Here is a 21122-nt window from a genome sequence, read left to right as displayed (position 1 = left end):
GATATAGGGTGAATACTACTATTGAAAAACAGCAGATTATTACATCTAATACAGAACAGTGGAAAATGTATTCGAAATTAGAAGATAAAGAATATCAAATTCATATTTCAAAGCCGAAGCAACCAGCAGCAACGTCAGGATATCCTGTCATATACGTCTTAGATGGCAATGCCTTTTTTCAAACATTCCATGAAGCGGTTAAAATACAATCAGTTAGAGCAGAAAAAACAGGTGTTTCACCAGCCATTATAGTCGGTATTGGTTATCCGATTGAAGGTGCATTTTCAGGAGAAGAAAGATGCTATGATTTTACGCCTAGTGTAATTTCAAAAGATGCCCCGTTAAAACCGGACGGTAAACCGTGGCCTAAAACAGGGGGAGCGCATAACTTCTTTACTTTTATTGAAGAAGAATTGAAACCACAAATTGAAAAAGAATTTGAGATTGATAAAGGAAAGCAAACGTTATTTGGACATTCTTTAGGTGGTCTATTTGCTTTACATATACTATTCACAAACGTAAATGCCTTTCAAAATTATTTTATAAGTAGTCCATCTATTTGGTGGAATAACCGATCCGTGCTTGAAAAAGAAGGGAACATTACAAATGAATTAAATAATGCTAAGTTTGAAACGGGAGTATTCCTTACAGTTGGCTCATTGGAACGAGAGCACATGGTTATAGATGCAAATGTATTATCAGAACGTCTACTTCAATTAAAACATGAGAAGTTTAGGTATAAGTTTTATGAAGCTGAAGGAGAGAATCATGTATCTGTTGTGCCGACTTCTTTAAGTAAGGGGTTACGATTTATTAGTCATGTGTAGAAGGTGTACGCGATATACATAATCTTCATATTGGGACAATTACTTCGGGATTAGATGCATTAAGCGTCCCTGTAATGATTGTTTAATAAAATGCAAAGAAAGGGCTATGGGGAAATTCCTCATAGCCTTTTGTTTTTGTAAGTAGAATTGTCCTTTTTGAAAGTTTTGTTTCAACTTTTCGTCTAAAGAGACAAAAAGTTGTCACAATTCAGTCACAATTAGCATAAACATAATATAGACGAAATGAACTTATTTCTAAAAAAGCTTGGTTAATTTAATTCATGATTAGTAGAGCTAAAAAAATGCGGATTAAAAGTTCACTATATTCTCAAGGAGGTAGATCGTATGAAAACTATTCTTGCTATCGCTGGGCTTATTTGGGTTTTATCACATGGTATTCCAATTTATGAAGGAGAACAAATTCGCAGTGCTCTGAATAAAAATTTTAATGAATATCATATCATTGATCGACAAGACAATGTTGTTACTGTCCGAGTAAAGGATTGTTTTCATACGGTAACCGTTGAAGGAACTTCTGTAGTGAATGATACAAAAGTATGTGATCAACAATAATTATATATAGGAAGAAAAAAGTTTCAATTTAAATATGTGAAGATTAAGACTGTTACATTTGTGGGCGAATAATAAGCGGGAATGGACAATCCCCGCTTATTAATGTTTCATTTTATCCCGCATTAACTGCCCGTAAAAGCCCGATTCGTTAGGAAAAATAATCAGAGGGGGATGGATAAAACTCCCTCTGATTAAAGTTTTTCTTTATTGAGTTTTGATGGAAGATGTAATGATTTTTTTAAAAAAAGGACAGGGTATAATGATAATGGGGACTGAGAAGTCAATAAATTGTTAAGAATAATCATAAAGTGGAAATATACTCGTGTGGGGTATCATACATAGATGTTTGATGCTATAATTGGTATACTCGTAAAAATAATTGTTTTATTGGTTGAAGAAAAACTTTGAAAAGGTGATAATATGGATCATAAAGAGCATGAATCAGTAACACATAGATCAGAAAAAGAAAAAGAACAAATTATAAATAGATTAAAGCGAATTGAAGGGCAAGTCCGTGGTATTCAAAACATGATTGAAAATGATCGGTACTGCGTTGATATTTTAGTGCAAATTTCAGCGATTAATGCAGCGATGAAAAAAGTAGGAATGGGTGTTCTCAAAAATCATACAAGTCATTGTGTTTCAGGAGCTATTAAAGATGGTAATGGTGACGAAGCAATTGAAGAATTAATGACAGTATTTGAACGTTTTTCAAAAGCGTAAAAACAAGCTAGTATTTAACTGGCTTGTTTTTTTGTTTATCCGCATATAGAACTTAGGTGTATTGATGTGAAAAATTGTGTATAAAATAAATTTTTAGAAAATAATTGAAAAATCATGATATAAAACCATTGATTACCTTAGGGGGGTATGGTAAGATAGGGTTGTGATTAACAAACAATGAATGAACAAGAGGAGGATTTTAAATGGAACAGTTAACATTAAAAGTTGAAGGTATGTCTTGTGGCCATTGTGTAAATTCTATCGAAAGCAGTGTGAAAGAGCTAAACGGTGTTGAACAAGTGAAGGTTCAATTAGCAGAAGGAACTGTTGAAGTTACTATCGACTCGTCTGCCGTAACACTAAAAGATATCGTTGCTGTAATCGAAGATCAAGGATACGATGTTCAATAATTATTTTTAGATATGGAAATAAATCGTACTTTAAACGAAGTACGATTTATTTTGCTAATAATTATACCTCATAAGGGTATATAGAGGTGAGAGACATGAATGAACAAAAAGAGGCCAATCTTCAAATATCAGGAATGACATGTGCGGCATGTGCAAATAGAATTGAAAAAGGTCTGAAAAAAGTAGAAGGTGTTCATGATGCAAATGTAAACTTTGCACTGGAAAAAACAAAAATAATGTACGATCCGACAAAAACAAATCCGCAACAATTTAAAGAAAAAGTTGAATCGTTAGGATATGGAATTGTAAGTGATAAAGCTGAGTTTACTGTTTCAGGAATGACATGTGCAGCTTGTGCGAATAGAGTAGAAAAACGTTTAAATAAGCTGGGGGGTGTGAATAAAGCGACAGTAAATTTCGCTTTAGAATCGGCAACAGTAGACTTTAATCCTGATGAAGTCAATGTAAATGAAATGAAGAGTGCGATTACAAAGCTAGGATATCAATTAGAAGTGAAATCAGATGAGCAAGATGCATCAACGGATCATCGATTACAAGAAATTGAACGACAAAAGAAGAAGTTTATTATTTCGTTTATTTTATCATTCCCATTATTATGGGCAATGGTGAGCCACTTCTCATTTACATCGTTTATCTATTTACCTGATATGCTTATGAACCCTTGGGTGCAGCTAGCCCTTGCAACTCCAGTACAGTTTATAATTGGAGGCCAGTTTTATATTGGTGCTTATAAAGCGTTACGCAATAAAAGTGCCAACATGGATGTTCTCGTAGCACTTGGAACCTCTGCAGCGTATTTCTACAGTGTGTATTTAAGCATTAGGTCGATTGGTTCTTCGGAACATATGACAGATTTATATTTTGAAACGAGCGCAGTACTTATTACATTAATTATTTTAGGTAAATTATTTGAGGCAAAAGCAAAAGGACGTTCATCAGAAGCAATTAAAAAGTTGATGGGTTTACAAGCGAAGACAGCTACAGTTGTGCGAGATGGAACGGAAATGAAAATTTTAATCGAAGAGGTAGTAGCTGGTGATATCGTTTATGTAAAGCCTGGTGAAAAAATACCAGTAGATGGTGAGATTGTGGAAGGAAAGTCAGCGATTGATGAATCGATGTTAACGGGTGAAAGTATTCCAGTTGATAAAACAATTGGGGATGTAGTAATCGGTTCTACAATGAATAAAAATGGATTTTTAAAAGTTAAGGCTACTAAGGTAGGTAGGGATACTGCATTAGCTCAAATTATTAAAGTAGTAGAAGAAGCTCAAGGATCGAAAGCGCCTATTCAAAGGGTAGCTGATCGAATTTCTGGTATTTTCGTACCAGTTGTAGTTGTGATTGCTATTATTACATTTGCGGTGTGGATGATATTTGTTACACCTGGTGATTTTGGCGGATCGCTTGAGAAAATGATTGCAGTACTTGTGATTGCTTGTCCATGTGCTTTAGGTCTTGCGACACCTACATCTATTATGGCTGGATCAGGAAGGTCAGCTGAGTATGGTATTTTATTTAAAGGTGGAGAGCATTTAGAAGCAACGCATCGATTAGATACTATTATTTTAGACAAAACGGGTACAGTAACAAATGGAAAACCAGTATTAACAGATATTATTGTAGCAGACGGATTTGAAGAGAAGGAAATATTAAAATTAGTCGGTGCAGCAGAAAGAAATTCTGAACATCCACTTGCAGAAGCGATTGTTGCAGGAATTAAAGAAAAGGGAATTGATATCCCAAGTTCAGAAACGTTTGAAGCAATTCCGGGATTTGGTATTGAATCGGTTGTCGAAGGAAAACAATTATTAATTGGTACACGCCGATTAATGAAGAAGTTTAATATTGATATTGAAGAAGTTTCTAAATCAATGGAAGAACTAGAGCGAGAAGGAAAAACAGCAATGCTTATTGCGATAGATAAGGAATATGCTGGAATTGTTGCTGTTGCGGATACTGTAAAAGATACTTCAAAAGCAGCTATTGCAAGACTTAAGAAAATGGGTCTAGACGTTGTTATGATTACAGGAGATAATACACAAACTGCTCAGGCAATCGCTAAGCAAGTTGGTATTGATCACGTAATTGCAGAAGTATTACCAGAAGGAAAAGCAAAAGAAGTGAAAAAACTTCAAGCTCAAGGTAAGAAAGTAGCAATGGTTGGGGATGGAATAAATGATGCTCCTGCACTTGCTACGGCGGATATCGGTATGGCAATTGGAACCGGAACGGATGTAGCGATGGAAGCGGCAGATATTACGTTAATCCGTGGTGATTTAAATAGTATTGCTGATGCAATCTTTATGAGTAAAATGACTATAAGAAATATTAAGCAAAATTTATTCTGGGCACTAGCATATAACGGCTTAGGAATCCCGATTGCAGCGTTCGGTTTCTTAGCACCTTGGGTTGCAGGAGCGGCGATGGCATTTAGTTCTGTATCGGTCGTATTAAATGCATTGCGATTGCAAAGAGTGAAATTAAAATAATGAAATTTAAATCTATAGGGTAATTGAATATGCTTTTAAACAAAAAACAATACTTTGAAATAAGTATTGTTTTTTGTTTATATAGAAAGAAAAAAGATATAATAAAGCAGAAATATTGAATACTAGATGATAGAAAAGTTAAATGATAGTTTAGTAAGGAGGTTCATATATGTTAAAAGATACGATCATTAGAACATTCCATAAAGAGGATTTAGAACAAGTATTACAGTTGTTTTATGAAACAGTTCATACAATTAATGCAAAAGATTATAACGTGTTACAGCTACAGGCATGGGCACCAGATCGACTAGATAGAGAAAGTTGGTTACAGTCTTTAGAGAAGAATATTAGTTATGTAGCGGATCATAACGGTGTGATAGTGGGATTTGGGGATTATAATGATGATTATTATGTAGATCGCTTATTTACGCATAAAGACTATCAAGGGAAAGGGATAGCTTCATACATACTACAGAAGTTAGAAAAAGAAGCAGTGAACTTGGGGCATAGGGAGATATATACAGAAGCGAGTATTACAGCAAAACCTTTCTTTGAAAGGAAAGGTTTTATTTGCATAAAGGAACAAAAGAAACAGCATAATGGTCAGATTTTTATTAATTATATAATGAAAAAAATAGCCCTCTCGTAAACGAGAAGGCTATTTTTTCATTATTTTACAGCTTCTTTAAGTTCTTTACCAGCTTTGAAAGCAGGTACTTTAGAAGCTGCGATTTGCATTTCTTCACCAGTTTGTGGGTTACGGCCTGTACGAGCAGCTCTTTCGCGTACTTCGAATGTACCGAATCCGATAAGTTGTACTTTTTCACCAGCAGCTAAAGTGTTAGTGATTGATTCTACTACAGTTTGTACAACTACAGTAGCTTCTTTTTGAGAAATCTCAGCATTTTGTGCTACGTTTTTAATTAATTCTGTTTTGTTCATGTTTTTCACCTCATATGTAAATAATGCTATTTAAGTTGTTATTATAACGTATAAAACATTCGAGAACAAGTGTACGTACATATATTCGCAAAAAAAATGAAATTTGTAATATTTTTCAGGATAGCTGTATAGTCGTTTTATTTAAGCGGATACAGATTTTTTCTTTAATTCAGTTTGCTCTTTATTGGAAGATAGTTTCTTATTATAGGATATGAAATAAGGTAACGCTACAAATAACATACCTCCTACTAAGTTTCCGAAGAAAACAAAAATGAAGTTTGGAAAATATTCAATCCAAGTTAAATGACCAGAAAAAATTGCAGCTGGGATGACAAACATATTGGCTACAACGTGTTGAAATCCAATCGCAACAAAAGTCATAACAGGGAACCAAATGCCGATAATCTTTCCGATAAATTCTTTACTTCCCATACTGAGCCAAACAGCTAAACAAACGAGCCAATTACATCCGATTGCAGAAATGAAGGCTTGCAGTGGGGTATCTTGTAGTTTAGCTTGCGCAATAGAAACTGTTTTCGCTAAAAAAGCACCCTCTGTTAATCCAACGATATGACCGAAAAAATAAGCAACGAATAAAGCACCTATGAAGTTGCTAAACGTAACAATGACTAAATTTCGAATGAAGTGAAATAAGTCAATTTTTTTGTGGAGCCACGCCATTGAAACGGTCATCATATTGCCAGTTACTAATTCACCACCTGCAAGAATAACGAGTATAAGACCGATAGGGAATACAGCAGCGCCTAGAAAACTAGTAAATGATCCCCAAGACTTTGGCATTGTTCCAATAACATGAATATCGAGTAAATACCCTAATGCTATGAAAGCACCGCCAAAAAAACCGAGAATTAGCATAGGGAGTAATGATAAATGCGCTTTTTTTCTTCCGGAATTCGCAGCAAGTTCCATAATTTCTTCGGGTGTAAATACAGACATGAATAATCTCTCCTTAATAAAATGATAGAATGAATAGAAGGAACATTTTTAAGAATCTATGTATTATAAAAATATGTTATGTCTTCTGTATAAAATTGTCAAAGTGAATAGGGATGGAATTAGATATAGCTAACATTGTTCATGTTGTCACATTAATGTAACAATAAGGCTTTAAAGTACTTCTAGAGGTGAGAACATGAATACGCATCATGTAAAAAAAGAACAAAAAAAATCAATCATAAAAATATTTATAATCAGTTTCATAAGTATAGTAATGATTTCAGTAAGTTTGTATTTCTATGCGACAGAAATAGAACGAAAACTAGTAACAGTTACGTGGAATGAAATAGAAACATCGACAATTCCTAAAGAGTTTAATAATAAAAAGATATTGCAATTCTCAGATGTGCATTTAGGACCAGAATTTACACTGAAACAACTAGAAAATTTGGTGGAGAAGATGAATGCGTTACATCCAGATGTAGTAGTTTTTACAGGGGATTTAATAGATAAGTTTGGATCATATAAAGCCGAAAGAGAAGAAGCGAAAGGTATTTTACAAAAAATACATGCGCCCTTAGGGAAATATGCAGTGTATGGGAATCATGATAGGGGCGGGGGAGGTAGTTTATTTTATAAAAAGTATATGGAGGAAGCCGGTTTCTCTGTGTTAGTAAATGAAGTGCAAAAAATTAAAGCGGAAAACGGAAAGTATATTACAATATCAGGTTTGGATGATTTTTTATTAGGAAAGCCACAAATAGACTCGACTTTAAAACATGTGAGACAAGAAGATTTCAATATGCTATTAGTACATGAGCCGGATGTTGTAGATAGAGTAGCTCGTTACCCAGTTGATTTTCAAATGTCAGGCCATAGTCATGGAGGACAAGTTCAAATTCCTTTTATAGGTCCATTAATTACTACAAAACTAGCTGAGAGCTATGTGGAAGGTATGTATGAATTAGAAGGGAAGAATAAGCCGTTACATTTATACGTAAATCGTGGTATTGGGACAACCCGAATGCCTGTTAGATTTTGGAGTGTACCTGAACTTTCAGTATTTGTGTTAAAGCAAAATAGCAACTAGACTATTCTAGAGTAGTAGGACTTTCAGAGAAAGTTCTCTTTTTTATTGATTAAACACAGAATATTATGTAACTTTTATTTAAAGTGTTAAAAAAGAAAGGAGAATTTCTATGATAGAAACATGGCATAAAGAATTGGAAAGTTTATATAACGAAATGGTTTCGTGGCGAAGAGATTTTCATCAATACCCAGAGCTATCGTTTCAAGAAATAGAAACACCGAAAAAAATAGCTAAAATCTTAAAAAGCTTTCATATTGATGTGACAACAGACGTTGGGGGAAGAGGTGTAATTGGCGTAATTGAAGGTGGAAAACCTGGGAAGACGATAGCGCTACGTGCTGATTTTGATGCACTACCTATCCAAGATGAAAAGCAAGTTTCATATAAATCAAAGATTCCAGGCGTAATGCACGCTTGTGGCCATGATGGACATACAGCAACACTTTTAGGCGTTGCAAAAATATTAAGTGACCATAGAGAACAGCTTTCTGGCAAAATAGTTCTTATACATCAACATGCAGAAGAGAAAGAGCCTGGCGGAGCAATTGCTATGATTAAGGATGGTTGTTTAGAAGGAGTAGATGTTGTTTTTGGTACACATTTATCTTCTCAGATGCCTCTAGGAATTGTTGGAGCGAAAGCTGGAGCAATGATGGCGGCAGCTGATACTTTTGAAGTGAAGATTCAAGGGCGAGGTGGTCACGGTGGTATGCCGCATCATACTGTTGATGCTATTATCGTTGCAACACAAGTAATTAATCAGTTGCAACTTTTAGTGAGTCGAAAAATAGATCCGCTTCAATCTGCGGTATTAACAGTTGGTACGTTCCATGCTGGTCAAGCGGATAATATTATTGCGGATACTGCTATATTTACAGGGACAATTCGGACGATGGATCCTGAAGTGAGAGAATTTATGGAGAAGGAATTTAAAAGAGTTGTTGAGGGGATTTGTCAATCTCTTCATGCTGAAGTTGATATTCAATATAAACGCGGCTATCCGATATTAATAAATCATTTAGATGAAACGAGTCATTTTATGGAGATTGCGAAACGAGATCTTGGAAGAGAAAGGGTCATTGAAGTACCACCGATTATGGGGGGAGAAGATTTTGCATACTACTTAGAACATGTTCCAGGAGCATTTTTCTTCACAGGTGCCGGTAATGAAGAAATAGGGGCAACATATCCACATCATCATCCTCAATTTGATTTTGATGAACGTGCGATGTTGGTTGGTGGTAAGTTGCTTTTAAGTCTTGTGAATAGTTATTTAAGAGATGGAAAAGAATTTCTTGAGACTTTAGATGTGAATACGATAAATTAATTTGCATAAATAAAAAGAACAATAGGTTGTAAAGGGATCTATTGTTCTTTTTTGCGTGGAAATAGTATCGAAATATAATCTATACAAAAAGTTATCTAGATCTATAATTTTCTCAACAATTTTGTATGGAAAATTATTAAACCTCAATGTAATAATTTCTGTAGGAGCTTGCATTGTAATTTTTGAGTTCAGAATATTTTGATATATTTTGAAGTGTAGGACAAGGTTTTTCGCATAATACTCTTACATAAATTTCAAAATCAAGTTTGGAAGGGGATGTACAAGAGTTGGATAAAAATCTTAAGAAAGATCTCAAAATACGCCACATTACAATGATCTCAATTGGCGGCGTAATAGGAGCTGGTTTGTTTGTCGGAAGTGGTGCAGTTGTGCATTCAGCAGGGCCAGGTTCTATCGTTTCATATGCATTAGCAGGACTTCTAGTTATTTTCGTTATGAGAATGCTGGGGGAAATGGCAGCTATTAATCCGACAAGTGGTTCGTTTGCAACATATGCACGAGAAGCAATCGGTCCCTGGGCGGGTTATACAATTGGGTGGCTATATTGGTTCTTCTGGGTAATTGTTATTGCAATAGAAGCTACAGCAGGGGCTGGTATCATTCAATACTGGATTCCACAAATCCCACTATGGTTATTAAGCTTACTATTAACAATTTTATTAACGTTGACGAATGTTTTTTCAGTGAAATCATTTGGAGAGTTTGAATATTGGTTTTCATTTATTAAAGTAATTAGTATTGTTTTGTTCCTATGCCTCGGTCTTGCTGTGATTTTAGGATTTGTACCAGGAACGGAAGCACCTGGCACTTCAAATTTAGTAGGGCAAGGGGGATTTATGCCAAATGGTATAAGTTCGGTGCTGCTTGGAATTACCGTCGTTATATTTTCATTTATGGGATCAGAGATTGTTGCAGTAGCGGCTGGTGAATCTGCCGAACCTGTAAAAGCAGTAAAAACAGCAACAAATAGTGTAATTTGGCGTATTCTCGTATTTTTTATTGGATCTATCGCTGTAGTTGTTACACTTCTTCCATGGAATTCAGCAAACATATTAAAAAGTCCGTTTGTAGCGGTACTTGAACATATAGGAATACCAGCGGCAGCGCAAATTATGAATTTTATCGTTTTAACAGCTGTACTTTCTTGCTTGAATTCAGGTTTATATACAAACTCAAGAATGCTTTTTTCGATGGCAGAAAGAGGAGATGCTCCAAAGGCATTTTTAAAATTGAACAGTAGTGGTGTACCAGTTCGGGCAGTTTTATTTGGAACGTTCTTTGCTTATATTGGAGTTGTTTTTAGTTACATATCTCCAGATAAAGTCTTTTTATTTTTAGTGAATGCATCTGGTGGGATTGCGTTACTCGTTTATCTAGTTATAGCAGTTTCACATTTAAAGATACGTAAAAAAATGGGGAAAGTAGAACAACAAAATTTGAAAGTGAAAATGTGGCTTTTCCCGTATGTAACGTATGTTACAATTGCCGCTATTATAGCAGTTTTAGTTGCAATGGTTGCAATTGAATCTTTACGTTCACAAGCACTTTTAACGATGCTTGTTACTGTTTTTATTATAGTTTCTTATTTTATTTTTAATAGAAATAAAAATAGTTCGGTTTTGAATCCTAAAAGTGGGGATAAAGAACCCGTTCAATTCTAATTTCTTGTTTTCGAAGAAAGGTATATCCAATCATTGCTAGAAAAGATTCATATATTAAGTAAAGAAAAGAGTAATTACTATTGTCATAGTGAATATAAACTTTTTTCTTGACTTTTTATACGAAGGCGAGCAAAATGGTAAAAAAGGAAGGGGGGATGATGATGGAAGAGTACGTATTAGATCTGTATAACCTGTTATATACGACAGAATGGCAAGATATTGTTTCGTTTCTTGGGATAGTATTTTGTATGAAAATTATAATCGTATATGTGGAAGAGCAAGGTATGTTCTATTCCTTCTCATCCCCGTTCGAGTTGCAACGTGAGCCGTTGCTAAACTATGCCAATAGAAATGATGAACAAATTCCTTTTGTTATCTTCTTTATGATTCGTTTTATAACAGCGATTGTAAAGAAAAAGGAAAGTGATGATGAAGAGTGCCACTCAACTTGTAATATAGCGAACGTTTTTTAAGCTAAATACAAGGAGGAGATTTACATGTGGTTTCGATTTCTTATGATTGGTTTCTTTTCATTAACAGCAATTACATTAATGGGATATCAAGTGTCTGAAATATTTCAAGCGTATAGCAGTACGTTTTTTAACAAAAACTAATCGCATTGCTATTTGAATAATAAAGCGATAAAATCCTTCTTAAGAAGTATTGTTAAGAAGGGTTTTTTCTTTGCCTTGTCTTACTGTGTCAAACTATTGTCACATTTACACCGTGAATAATATGTTAAAATAGTGAGGTTAATTATACATATTTGAAAGAAGAGGAGTGACCAATTTGGTGGATCAATCAACAAATCAGAAAAGCTATGCTCCTATTGTGATAACGCTTTCTGTAATTGTAAACGCGATTATTTTATTTTTGTTCTTTGGACCTGTTGGCTATGAAGGAGAATTACATTTTGATGTAACTATCTTACCAATGTTAAATGCAATTTTTAATAGTTTTACGTTTGTATTTTTATTAGCAGCTTTATTCTCTATTATTAAAAAGAATGTAAAAATGCACCGTGGTTTTATTCTTGCAGCATTTACAACGACTTTATTATTTTGTGTGTCATATTTATCGTACCATTACTTGGCACCAGCAACGCATTTTGGAGGAGAAGGTTTCATTAAATATGTGTATTTCTTCATTTTAATTACACATATTATCCTTGCAGCGATTATCGTACCACTTGCTTTGTTCGCACTTGTATTTGGTTTTACGAATCAATTAACACGTCACCGTAAAATTGTACGTTGGACGATGCCGATTTGGTTATATGTAAGCTTATCTGGTGTTATTGTTTACTTAATGATCTCACCTTATTATCAATAAAAAATCCCAGCCTGAAGGCTGGGATTTTTTTGTTAAGCAAATTTGTTTGTGAAATTTAAAAAATATGGTATACAAAAGTATAGTTGCTTTTTATATGGAAGGGATGGTAAAGGTATATGCAAAATTTTGTATTTCGCAATCCAACAAAACTTATTTTTGGTAAAGGACAATTAGAGCAGTTAAAAACTGAAATTCCACAGTTCGGTAAAAAAGTTCTTCTCGTATATGGAGGAGGAAGTATTAAAAGAAACGGTATTTATGATAATGTAGTTTCTATTTTAAAGGATATAAATGCGGAAGTGTTTGAGTTGACAGGTGTTGAACCGAATCCTCGTGTATCAACTGTAAAGAAAGGGATTCAAATTTGTAAAGATAATGGAGTCGACTTTATTTTAGCAGTGGGTGGAGGAAGTGTAATCGACTGTACGAAAGCGATTGCCGCTGGTAGTAAGTACGATGGAGATGTATGGGACATTGTAACGAAAAAAGCATTTGCAAGTGAGGCGTTACCGTTTGGTACTGTACTTACTCTTGCAGCAACAGGATCTGAAATGAATGCAGGATCTGTAATTACAAACTGGGAAACGAATGAAAAATATGGCTGGGGTAGCCCGGTTACTTTCCCACAGTTTTCAATCTTAGATCCAGTTCATACTGCGTCTGTACCGAAAGATCAAACAATTTACGGTATGGTAGATATCATGTCACACGTATTAGAACAATATTTTCATCATGGAACAAATACAGAACTACAAGATCGTTATTGTGAATCTGTTTTAAGAACAGTAATTGAAACAGCTCCTAAGCTTTTAAGTGATCTAGAAAATTATGAGCATAGGGAAACAATTTTATATTGCGGTACTATGGCGTTAAACGGCATTTTAGCGATGGGAGTAAAAGGAGACTGGGCAACTCATAATATTGAGCATGCAGTTTCGGCAATTCATGATATACCACATGGAGGTGGCCTAGCGATTTTATTCCCGAACTGGATGAAGCATGTTGTGGATGAGAATATGAATCGTTTTAAACAGTTCGCTATTCGTGTATTCGATGTAGAAACAGATGGGAAGACAGATAAAGAGGTTGCATTAGAGGGAATTGAGGCGTTACGTCAATTTTGGACTTCAATTGAAGCACCAGTAACATTAGCTGATTACGGCATTAGGGAAAATGAAATTGACTTAATGGCGGATAAAGCGATGGCTTATGGTGAATTCGGTAACTTTAAAAAATTAAATAAAGACGATGTTATTGCAATTTATAAAGATTCTTTATAAGTAAATCGAGAGAAGAAACCTATTTGATTATTGTATCAAATAGGTTTCTTTTTTGTTGTTTATAACTGTTTGTGATTGTTAATGATTATTTTTGGTTGTTTATGGTTGATTTTTGTGATCATTTTCATTATACTGTAATCAAAGGAGAGGTGAATAAAATGTTAACTCCTGAACGTCATCAAATGATATTGCAACTTGTAAAGGAACAGAAAATTGTTAAATTGCAGCAATTAGTTGAAAGAACGGAAAGCTCTGAATCGACAATTCGTCGTGATTTAGCGCAATTGGAAAAACAAAGATTATTAAAAAGAGTTCATGGCGGTGCCTCTATATTAACTGGAAAAGGGCAAGAGCCAACGATGGTTGAAAAATCATCCAAAAACATTCATATAAAGCAACAAATTGCAAGGTTTGCGGCAAACTTGGTTGAACAAGGTGATTGTATTTATTTAGATGCAGGAAGTACGACTTTTGAAATGATTCCGTTTTTAATAAATAAAGATGTTACTGTTGTTACAAATGGTCTTATGCATATTGAAGCTTTAGTTGAAAATAACATTCGGGCGTATTTACTAGGCGGAATGATGAAGAGTAGGACGAAAGCTTTAATTGGTGCCATGGCACAGGAAAGTATGCAGAAGTACCGCTTTGATAAATGCTTTTTAGGAGCTAATGGTGTACATGAACAGTTAGGGTATACAACACCAGATCCAGAAGAAGCACTCTTGAAACAAATGGCATTAACATTAGCAAACGAAGGGTATTTCTTAATTGATGAAAGTAAATTTTCAGAAGTTGCGTTTGCGAAAATTGCAAATGTTGAAGAGGCAAGCATTATTACAAACCATTTAGAACTTGATTTAGAAAAATATAAAAGACAAACAAATGTAATTGAGGCTGATAAACAATGATCTATACAGTTACTTTAAACCCATCTATTGATTATGTAGTACAAGTTAATTCTTTCAGTTTAGGAACAGTAAACCGAGCAGAGAAAGATATGAAGTTTCCTGGAGGAAAAGGGATTAATGTTTCTCGCGTTCTTCATCGCTTAGGTGTTGGAAATGTAGCACTCGGATTTACGGGTGGATTTACCGGTCAATTTATTAAAGATGTATTACAGACGGAAGGTGTAACAACAAACTTCGTCCAAGTAGACGGAGATTCTCGAATTAATGTGAAAATAAAAGGACAAGAAGAAACAGAATTAAACGGACAGGGTCCTAGTGTGACAGATGAGCAATTTGGGCAGTTAATGAAAAAAATCGAAAGTATGCAATTTGGAGATTGTGTTGTACTAGCTGGAAGTGTACCAGCTTCTATTCCAAATACCTTTTATGAATCAATCGCAGCGTTTGGAGCAGAAAAAGGTATTCGTGTAGTAGTAGATGCAAGTGGTAGTGCGCTGCAGCATGTAATTAAAAATAAGCCGTTTTTAATAAAGCCAAATCATCATGAACTTGGTGAGTTATTTGGAGTGGAGATTTCAACAGTAGAAGACATTTTACCGTATGGAAGAAAATTAATCGAACAAGGTGTACAGCACGTTATAGTATCAATGGCAGGAGATGGAGCTTTATTGTTTACGGCAGAAGGTATATATGAGGCGACTGTTCCGAAAGGCATTGTTATTAACTCAGTTGGGGCAGGAGATTCTCTTGTTGCAGGATTTGTAGGGGAATATGAACAAACAAAAGATATTGAAAAGGCATTTCAATATGGCGTTGCAACAGGGAGTGCAACAGCATTTTCAGCAGATTTATGTACAAAGGAAAAAGTAGAAGAATTATTGTCGCAAGTAATTGTTACAAAGCGATAGGGGGAAGCAACATATGAAAATTACAGAACTATTAAAAAGGGATACAGTCATTATGAATTTGACAGCTTCAAATAAAGAAGCTGTCCTAGATGAATTAGTTGAGAAATTAAGTGGTGCCGATCGTTTAAATAATAAGGCTGAATTTAAAGAAGCTATTTTAAAGCGAGAGTCCCAAAGTACGACTGGAATTGGGGAAGGTATTGCAATACCTCATGCGAAGACGAGGGCAGTTAAGCAACCATCGATTTGTTTTGGTAGAAGTGTAAGCGGTATCAACTATGAATCGCTTGATGGACAGCCGGCACATCTGTTTTTTATGATCGCTGCGAGTGAAGGGGCAAATAATACTCATTTAGAAACGTTATCTCGTCTCTCTACGTTATTGATGGATGAAGGGTTTCGCAAGCAATTGTTAGAAGCGAAGGATGAGGATGAACTTCTCCGTTTATTTGATGAAAAAGAGAATGAAAAAGAAGAAGTTGAAGTTGAAGTAGCAAAGCCGGAAGGGAATGAACCATACGTATTAGCTGTTACAGCTTGTCCGACTGGTATCGCTCACACATATATGGCTGCGGATAGTTTAAAAGCAAAAGCAGCAGAGTTAGGGATTGCGATTAAAGTTGAAACGAATGGATCAACAGGTGTAAAGAACGGTTTAACGAAAGAAGATATTAATCGTGCAACAGCAATTATTGTCGCTGCAGATAAACAAGTAGAAATGAACCGTTTCGCTGGAAAGCGTGTCATTCAAGTGCCAGTAGCTGATGGTATTAGAAAAACTGAAGTCCTTCTTAATAGAGCTGTAAAACAAGATGCGCCAATCTTTAAAGGTGTAGAAGAGAATGGGAAGACAGAAAGTGTAGAGAAAGAAAAAGGATTAGGAATTTATAAGCATTTAATGAGCGGTGTAAGTAATATGCTTCCGTTTGTTGTTGGCGGTGGAATTTTAATAGCGCTAGCGTTTTCGTTTGGTGGTATAAAGGCGGAAGGTCCATTAGCTGAATTGTTCATGTCTATTGGTGGAGGGAAAACAGGGGCGTTTTTATTCCTTGTACCAATTCTAGCTGGATTTATTGCGAGTTCTATTGCTGATCGTCCTGGTTTTATGCCTGGTGTTGTCGGAGGATTTTTAGCGGCACATGCGAATGCTGGATTTTTAGGTGGATTAATTGCTGGTTTCTTAGCTGGATATGTTGTTTTAGGATTGAAAAGATTATTTTCAGGATTACCAGCACAGTTAGAAGGAATTAAACCTGTTTTGTTATATCCAGTCTTTGGGTTGTTAATTACAGGAGTTGTAATGCAAAAAGTAGTAAATCCACCTGTAGTAGCATTAAATGAAATGTTAACAGGATGGTTAAATGGTTTGAACGGTACAAATGCTATATTACTAGGTCTTATTTTAGGTGGTATGATGGCAATTGATATGGGTGGTCCAATTAATAAAGCGGCATTTACATTTGGTATTGCTGCAATAGAAGCGCAGAACTTTGGAGTGCACTCTGCTGTTATGGCTGGTGGTATGGTACCGCCACTTGCAATTGCATTTGCAACTACATTCTTTAAATCGAAGTTTACAGAAGCGGAACGTAAATCTGGTTTAACAAATTATATTATGGGAGCATCGTTTATTACAGAAGGTGCAATTCCATTTGCAGCTGCAGATCCGATTCGAGTAATTGTAAGTTGTGTTGTTGGTTCAAGTATTGCGGGTGCGTTATCTATGTTATTCCAAATTACATTACCGGCGCCACATGGTGGGTTGTTTGTTATAGCATTAGTAAATAAACCGTTGCTATATATTTTCTCTATATTAATTGGAACGATTGTTTCAGCGGTTATGATAGGTGTTTGGAAAAAGAAAGTTAAATAAATGATAAAAGGGACAGCTAATAGGAGTTGTTCCTTTTTTATTACAAAAAAGTAGGTTAATAGTTGGAGAATGATGAATTTTGGTAAAAGATGTAATGAAACGTGATTTTTTTGTAACAAAACAGTAATACTGTAATTTTTTCTGGAAAAGATTCTCATGCTCCTATGTGGAAAATATATGGAAACCATTGGGGATTCTATTGGAAATGCACTTTATGAATATGGAAATTTATGTTACAGCTCATTAATCATATATTACGAATGCTTTGTAATTGTGTGATTTCTAAAAATCCCCAAAATCTGTTGCTATAATGAAAATACGAAAACAAAGCAAATGGAGGCTATTCATGAAAAAATTATTAGGTATAGCAACAGCAGCAGTTTTTGGTCTTGGAATTTTTGCAGGTTCTGCGAAAGCGGAAACGATTGTAACAACGGATGTATTAAATGTTAGAGAAAACCCAACTGTAGAATCAAAACTTGTAGGTAAAATGTTAAGTGGAAATAAATTAGATGTTATAAATACAGAAAACGGATGGTCAAAAATTAAATTAGACGGTAAAGAAGCGTTTGTAAGTACTGAGTTTACGAAAAGTACTTACTATGTAACAGCAAACGTATTAAACGTTCGTACTGGTGCAAATACGGATTCAGAAATTCTTGGCACGCTAAAAAAAGATGACGTGATTGAAACGACAAATCAAGTGCAAAACGAATGGTTACAATTCGAATATGGTGGGAAAGCGGCATATGTTCACGTACCATTTTTAACAGGTACAGCACCTGTTGTTGAAAGAAAAGAAATTCCAGCTCAAACTGAAGCACCAACTAAGGTGAAACCGGCGGTTAAAAATGATACGGCAGTTAACAGGAAAGCACCTGCTAAGAGTGAAGAATCAAGTAAACCAGTAGCGCAGGCGAAGCAAACAGCTAAACCGGCAGCTAAACCAGTGGCGAAATCTACTGAAACAAGTGCACCGGTTGGTGGTCGTGAAATAACGGTAGAAGCGACAGCGTACACAGCGAATCCAGGTGAAAATGGCACATATGGTGGTCGAGTGTTAACTGCAATGGGTCATGATTTAACAGCGAATCCAAACATGAAAGTTATTGCTGTTGATCCGAAAGTAATCCCTCTTGGATCAAAAGTATGGGTAGAAGGGTATGGAGAAGCAATTGCTGGAGATACTGGTGGCGCGATTAAAGGAAACCGTATTGATGTTTTAGTTGGTTCAGATAGTAATGCGGATAGTTGGGGTCGTAAATCCGTTAAAGTGAAAGTTATAAAATAGTTTATCTTTATTAATGATAAAAAGCGGTTGCTTGAAAATATGTAAGCAACCGCTTTTTATCATTTTGTAATAACAATATCGCCTCAAAGAATGGTTATTGAAATGGATAAATTGTTTTACCTGTAATAATTTTATATGCGCTGCAAAATTGAGTTTGCATATACTCTGTATGTGTGTTTTCCGAATGTAACGTTGTTTCTTGAAGAGTAGAATGAAAAGAACGTAGTAAACAATTTAAGGCGAAGTATAATTCGTCTTGTGAACAATTTTGTTCTTTTGTAGCTGTAGCCAAAATGAGGTCATTTGTTAGTGTTGAAAAATTGATAGTGGATTGTTTCATAGTCAACCCATCCTCTCCGAGCGATTTTTATCATGTATATGCAGAATTGGACAAACTATGTTCTTTTTTTATTTATAATTTCATTTACCGAAATGAAAGAACTTGCAATCATGTCGTTAAAATTGGTAAGATTGGGTATAATCAATAGATGGAGTACATTACATAAAGAGAGTTGAATGATATGGGAGAAGTGCAACGTGAAAAAGTTGCTGTCATAATTGGACCCACTGCTGTTGGGAAGACGAAGTTAAGTATCGATCTTGCAAAAGCGTTGAACGGTGAAATTATAAGTGGTGATTCCATGCAGATCTATCGCACGATGGATATTGGAACTGCAAAGGTAACAAAAGAAGAGATGGATGGAATTCCGCATTATATGGTCGATATAAAAGATCCGGAAGAATCATTTTCCGTTGCGGAATTTCAAGAACGTGTTCGTAAACATATTCGAGAAATTACAAAGCGTGGTAAATTACCAATTATAGTTGGGGGAACCGGTCTTTATATACAATCTGTTTTATTCGATTATCAGTTTACAGATGATGCTGGTGATGCTACATACCGAGAACAAATGGAAAAGTTAGCTTTGGAACGTGGTGTGGAATATGTACATAAAAAATTGCAAGAAGTAGATCCAGAAAGCGCGGAGCGTATTCATGCAAATAATGTGCGACGTGTCATTCGTGCGTTAGAAATTTTCCACACGACGGGCGAAAAAATGAGTGATCAACTTGAAAAACAAGAAAACGAGTTATTATATGATGTTTCATTAATTGGCTTGACAATGGATCGAGAAATGCTATACGATCGCATTAACTTGCGAGTGGATTTAATGATGGAACAAGGTTTATTAGAGGAAGTAGAAGGGCTGTATAATAGAGGGATACGAGATTGTCAATCTATTCAAGCGATTGGGTATAAGGAGATATATGGTTATTTTGAGAATCGTGTCTCTTTAGAAGAAGCGGTGTCACAATTAAAGACGAATTCACGCCGTTATGCCAAACGTCAATTAACATGGTTCCGCAATAAAATGGATGTCGCATGGTTTGATGTTACGGATGGTGAAAAAACGTCAGAAATTTTACGATACATAGAAGGAAAGTTACAACTAAAGTCGAATAATATTAAGTAGAGAAAAAGAGGAGGATTCGACATGAAGCAATCAATCAATATTCAAGATCAGTTTTTAAATCAACTCCGTAAAGAGAATACGTTCGTTACGCTGTACTTATTAAATGGTTTCCAGCTTCGTGGATTAATTAAAGGATTTGATAATTTTACAGTCCTACTGGAAACAGAAGGTAAGCAACAGCTTATTTATAAACATGCAATTTCTACATTTGTACCTCAAAAAAATGTTTCAATTGAATTAGAGTAGTAATGAATTATTGTACATAATAAAAAAGAGCGAGTTTCTCGCTCTTTTTTTATTTGCTTTAAACAATAAATAGTGAAATTTAAGCGATTCTAAATATAGTAAGACGGATGTTAGTGTTTCCTGTTGCAGGGATCGTAATCTCGTTAAGAGTAGATTGGACAGAAATGTTTGTTCCAGCAGCTAATGTTTCGATTGTAGTAAATGAAAGTGAGTCGCCTATTAGATTTGAAGAGAAGTTGTCAGTAGCAACTGCTCCATTAATTGAAATTCCTACTCCAAGTGGAGCGCATCCTGGCGCAGTTGTAGAAATAGATACGCTAATTACATAAATACCAGCGTTAATAACAGTAACTGTATTTGTGCCGTTAAAGATAATGTTGTTTACGTTAATTGCAGTGCTAAAAATAAAGTTATTAAATTGGAGTACTGTTTGTTGGATGTTGTTTGTTACAACGATTGTCGCTACTGGGAAGTTAGGTCCAGTAGGTCCGGTAACTCCTATACCAGTAGCACCCGTTGGTCCTTGAACACCTTGAGATCCAGTGGCACCGGTAGCACCTGTGTTACCCTGAACACCTTGAGGTCCAGTGGCACCAGTAGCACCCGTGTTACCTCGAGCGCCTTGAGGTCCAGTAGCACCCGTGTTACCTTGAGTACCTTGAGGTCCAGTAGAACCCGTGTTACCTTGAGCACCTTGAGGTCCAGTAGAACCCGTGTTACCTCGAGCACCTTGAGGTCCAGTAGAACCCGTGTTACCTTGAG

Annotated in this window: 22 protein-coding genes; 18 read left to right on the top strand and 4 right to left on the bottom strand. The window is 35.4% G+C overall.

Annotated features, from left to right (window positions below; genetic code table 11):
* Positions 1–8 precede the first annotated feature (8 nt).
* The 6 genes from BAU27_RS16450 to BAU27_RS16425 all read left to right on the top strand — a co-directional run bounded on the left by BAU27_RS16450 (position 9) and on the right by BAU27_RS16425 (position 5695).
* Positions 9–827 (top strand): alpha/beta hydrolase, encoded by an 819-nt coding sequence (locus tag BAU27_RS16450; RefSeq protein ID WP_071771477.1) that lies wholly within the window; start codon positions 9–11, stop codon positions 825–827.
* 345 nt (positions 828–1172) lie between these two features.
* Positions 1173–1400 (top strand): hypothetical protein, encoded by a 228-nt coding sequence (locus BAU27_RS16445; RefSeq protein WP_071746720.1) that lies wholly within the window; start codon positions 1173–1175, stop codon positions 1398–1400.
* A 420-nt stretch (positions 1401–1820) separates the two neighbouring features.
* Positions 1821–2123, top strand: coding sequence for a metal-sensing transcriptional repressor (locus tag BAU27_RS16440; RefSeq protein ID WP_000349641.1), 303 nt, complete (start codon positions 1821–1823; stop codon positions 2121–2123).
* A 203-nt stretch (positions 2124–2326) separates the two neighbouring features.
* Entirely contained in the window at positions 2327–2533 is a 207-nt protein-coding gene (copZ, locus tag BAU27_RS16435) for a copper chaperone CopZ (protein ID WP_002014669.1), read from the top strand.
* 95 nt (positions 2534–2628) lie between these two features.
* Positions 2629–5046, top strand: a complete 2418-nt coding sequence (locus tag BAU27_RS16430) for a heavy metal translocating P-type ATPase (protein WP_071771476.1) — start codon at positions 2629–2631, stop codon at positions 5044–5046.
* A 169-nt stretch (positions 5047–5215) separates the two neighbouring features.
* The gene (locus BAU27_RS16425; protein WP_071771475.1) at positions 5216–5695 is read left to right on the top strand and encodes a GNAT family N-acetyltransferase; all 480 of its coding nucleotides are present in this window, start codon (positions 5216–5218) and stop codon (positions 5693–5695) included.
* Between the two features lie 20 nt (positions 5696–5715).
* On the opposite strand, the gene BAU27_RS16420 is transcribed toward BAU27_RS16425, so the two are convergent.
* Both BAU27_RS16420 and BAU27_RS16415 read right to left on the bottom strand, forming a co-directional pair.
* On the bottom strand, positions 5716–5988 hold the full coding sequence (locus BAU27_RS16420; RefSeq protein ID WP_001043904.1) for an HU family DNA-binding protein: 273 nt from the start codon (positions 5986–5988) through the stop codon (positions 5716–5718).
* 141 nt (positions 5989–6129) lie between these two features.
* The gene (locus tag BAU27_RS16415; protein WP_071771474.1) at positions 6130–6945 is read right to left on the bottom strand and encodes a formate/nitrite transporter family protein; all 816 of its coding nucleotides are present in this window, start codon (positions 6943–6945) and stop codon (positions 6130–6132) included.
* 196 nt (positions 6946–7141) lie between these two features.
* Here BAU27_RS16415 and BAU27_RS16410 point away from each other — a divergent pair, with 196 nt between their 5' ends.
* The 10 genes from BAU27_RS16410 (at position 7142) to entD (ending at position 18639) form a co-directional block, all read left to right on the top strand.
* Positions 7142–8035 carry a metallophosphoesterase gene (locus BAU27_RS16410; protein ID WP_071746716.1) on the top strand — a complete coding sequence of 298 codons (894 nt, stop codon included), beginning with the start codon at positions 7142–7144 and terminating at the stop codon, positions 8033–8035.
* Positions 8036–8144: 109 nt separating this feature from the next.
* On the top strand, positions 8145–9362 hold the full coding sequence (locus BAU27_RS16405) for a M20 metallopeptidase family protein (RefSeq protein WP_071771473.1): 1218 nt from the start codon (positions 8145–8147) through the stop codon (positions 9360–9362).
* A gap of 287 nt (positions 9363–9649) precedes the next feature.
* Positions 9650–11044, top strand: a complete 1395-nt coding sequence (gene gabP, locus BAU27_RS16395) for a GABA permease (RefSeq protein WP_071771472.1) — start codon at positions 9650–9652, stop codon at positions 11042–11044.
* Positions 11045–11178: 134 nt separating this feature from the next.
* Positions 11179–11517, top strand: a complete 339-nt coding sequence (locus BAU27_RS16390) for a hypothetical protein (protein WP_116733488.1) — start codon at positions 11179–11181, stop codon at positions 11515–11517.
* A gap of 316 nt (positions 11518–11833) precedes the next feature.
* Positions 11834–12376, top strand: a complete 543-nt coding sequence (locus BAU27_RS16380; RefSeq protein WP_002173006.1) for a DUF420 domain-containing protein — start codon at positions 11834–11836, stop codon at positions 12374–12376.
* 116 nt (positions 12377–12492) lie between these two features.
* Positions 12493–13656, top strand: a complete 1164-nt coding sequence (locus BAU27_RS16375; RefSeq protein ID WP_071771471.1) for an iron-containing alcohol dehydrogenase — start codon at positions 12493–12495, stop codon at positions 13654–13656.
* 158 nt (positions 13657–13814) lie between these two features.
* A complete protein-coding gene (locus BAU27_RS16370; protein ID WP_071746711.1) occupies positions 13815–14567 on the top strand; it encodes a DeoR/GlpR family DNA-binding transcription regulator in 753 nt (250 codons plus the stop codon).
* Positions 14564–15475: a 1-phosphofructokinase gene (pfkB, locus tag BAU27_RS16365; protein ID WP_071771470.1), complete on the top strand. Its 912-nt coding sequence runs from the start codon at positions 14564–14566 to the stop codon at positions 15473–15475. Before BAU27_RS16370 ends, pfkB begins: the two co-directional genes overlap by 4 nt.
* A gap of 13 nt (positions 15476–15488) precedes the next feature.
* A complete protein-coding gene (locus BAU27_RS16360; protein ID WP_071771469.1) occupies positions 15489–17348 on the top strand; it encodes a PTS fructose transporter subunit IIABC in 1860 nt (619 codons plus the stop codon).
* Between the two features lie 346 nt (positions 17349–17694).
* The gene (gene entD / locus BAU27_RS16355; RefSeq protein WP_071771468.1) at positions 17695–18639 is read left to right on the top strand and encodes a cell wall-binding protein EntD; all 945 of its coding nucleotides are present in this window, start codon (positions 17695–17697) and stop codon (positions 18637–18639) included.
* A gap of 94 nt (positions 18640–18733) precedes the next feature.
* Here the strand turns inward: entD and BAU27_RS16350 are convergent, their stop codons facing one another.
* On the bottom strand, positions 18734–18979 hold the full coding sequence (locus BAU27_RS16350; RefSeq protein ID WP_071771467.1) for a hypothetical protein: 246 nt from the start codon (positions 18977–18979) through the stop codon (positions 18734–18736).
* Positions 18980–19160: 181 nt separating this feature from the next.
* Between BAU27_RS16350 and miaA the strand changes: the two genes are divergently transcribed.
* Together miaA and hfq are read left to right on the top strand one after the other, a co-directional pair.
* Positions 19161–20114 carry a tRNA (adenosine(37)-N6)-dimethylallyltransferase MiaA gene (gene miaA, locus BAU27_RS16345; RefSeq protein ID WP_071746706.1) on the top strand — a complete coding sequence of 318 codons (954 nt, stop codon included), beginning with the start codon at positions 19161–19163 and terminating at the stop codon, positions 20112–20114.
* Between the two features lie 21 nt (positions 20115–20135).
* Positions 20136–20360, top strand: coding sequence for an RNA chaperone Hfq (hfq, locus tag BAU27_RS16340; protein ID WP_000813896.1), 225 nt, complete (start codon positions 20136–20138; stop codon positions 20358–20360).
* Positions 20361–20439: 79 nt separating this feature from the next.
* Here hfq and BAU27_RS16335 read toward each other — a convergent pair.
* Positions 20440–21122: Gly-Xaa-Xaa repeat protein (locus BAU27_RS16335; protein WP_139254663.1), on the bottom strand; the 683-nt coding region annotated here is incomplete at its 5' end.

Source organism: Bacillus sp. NH11B (assembly GCF_001884205.1).
Classification (GTDB): domain Bacteria; phylum Bacillota; class Bacilli; order Bacillales; family Bacillaceae_G; genus Bacillus_A; species Bacillus_A proteolyticus.
This window is presented reverse-complemented; position numbering and strand designations above follow the sequence as displayed.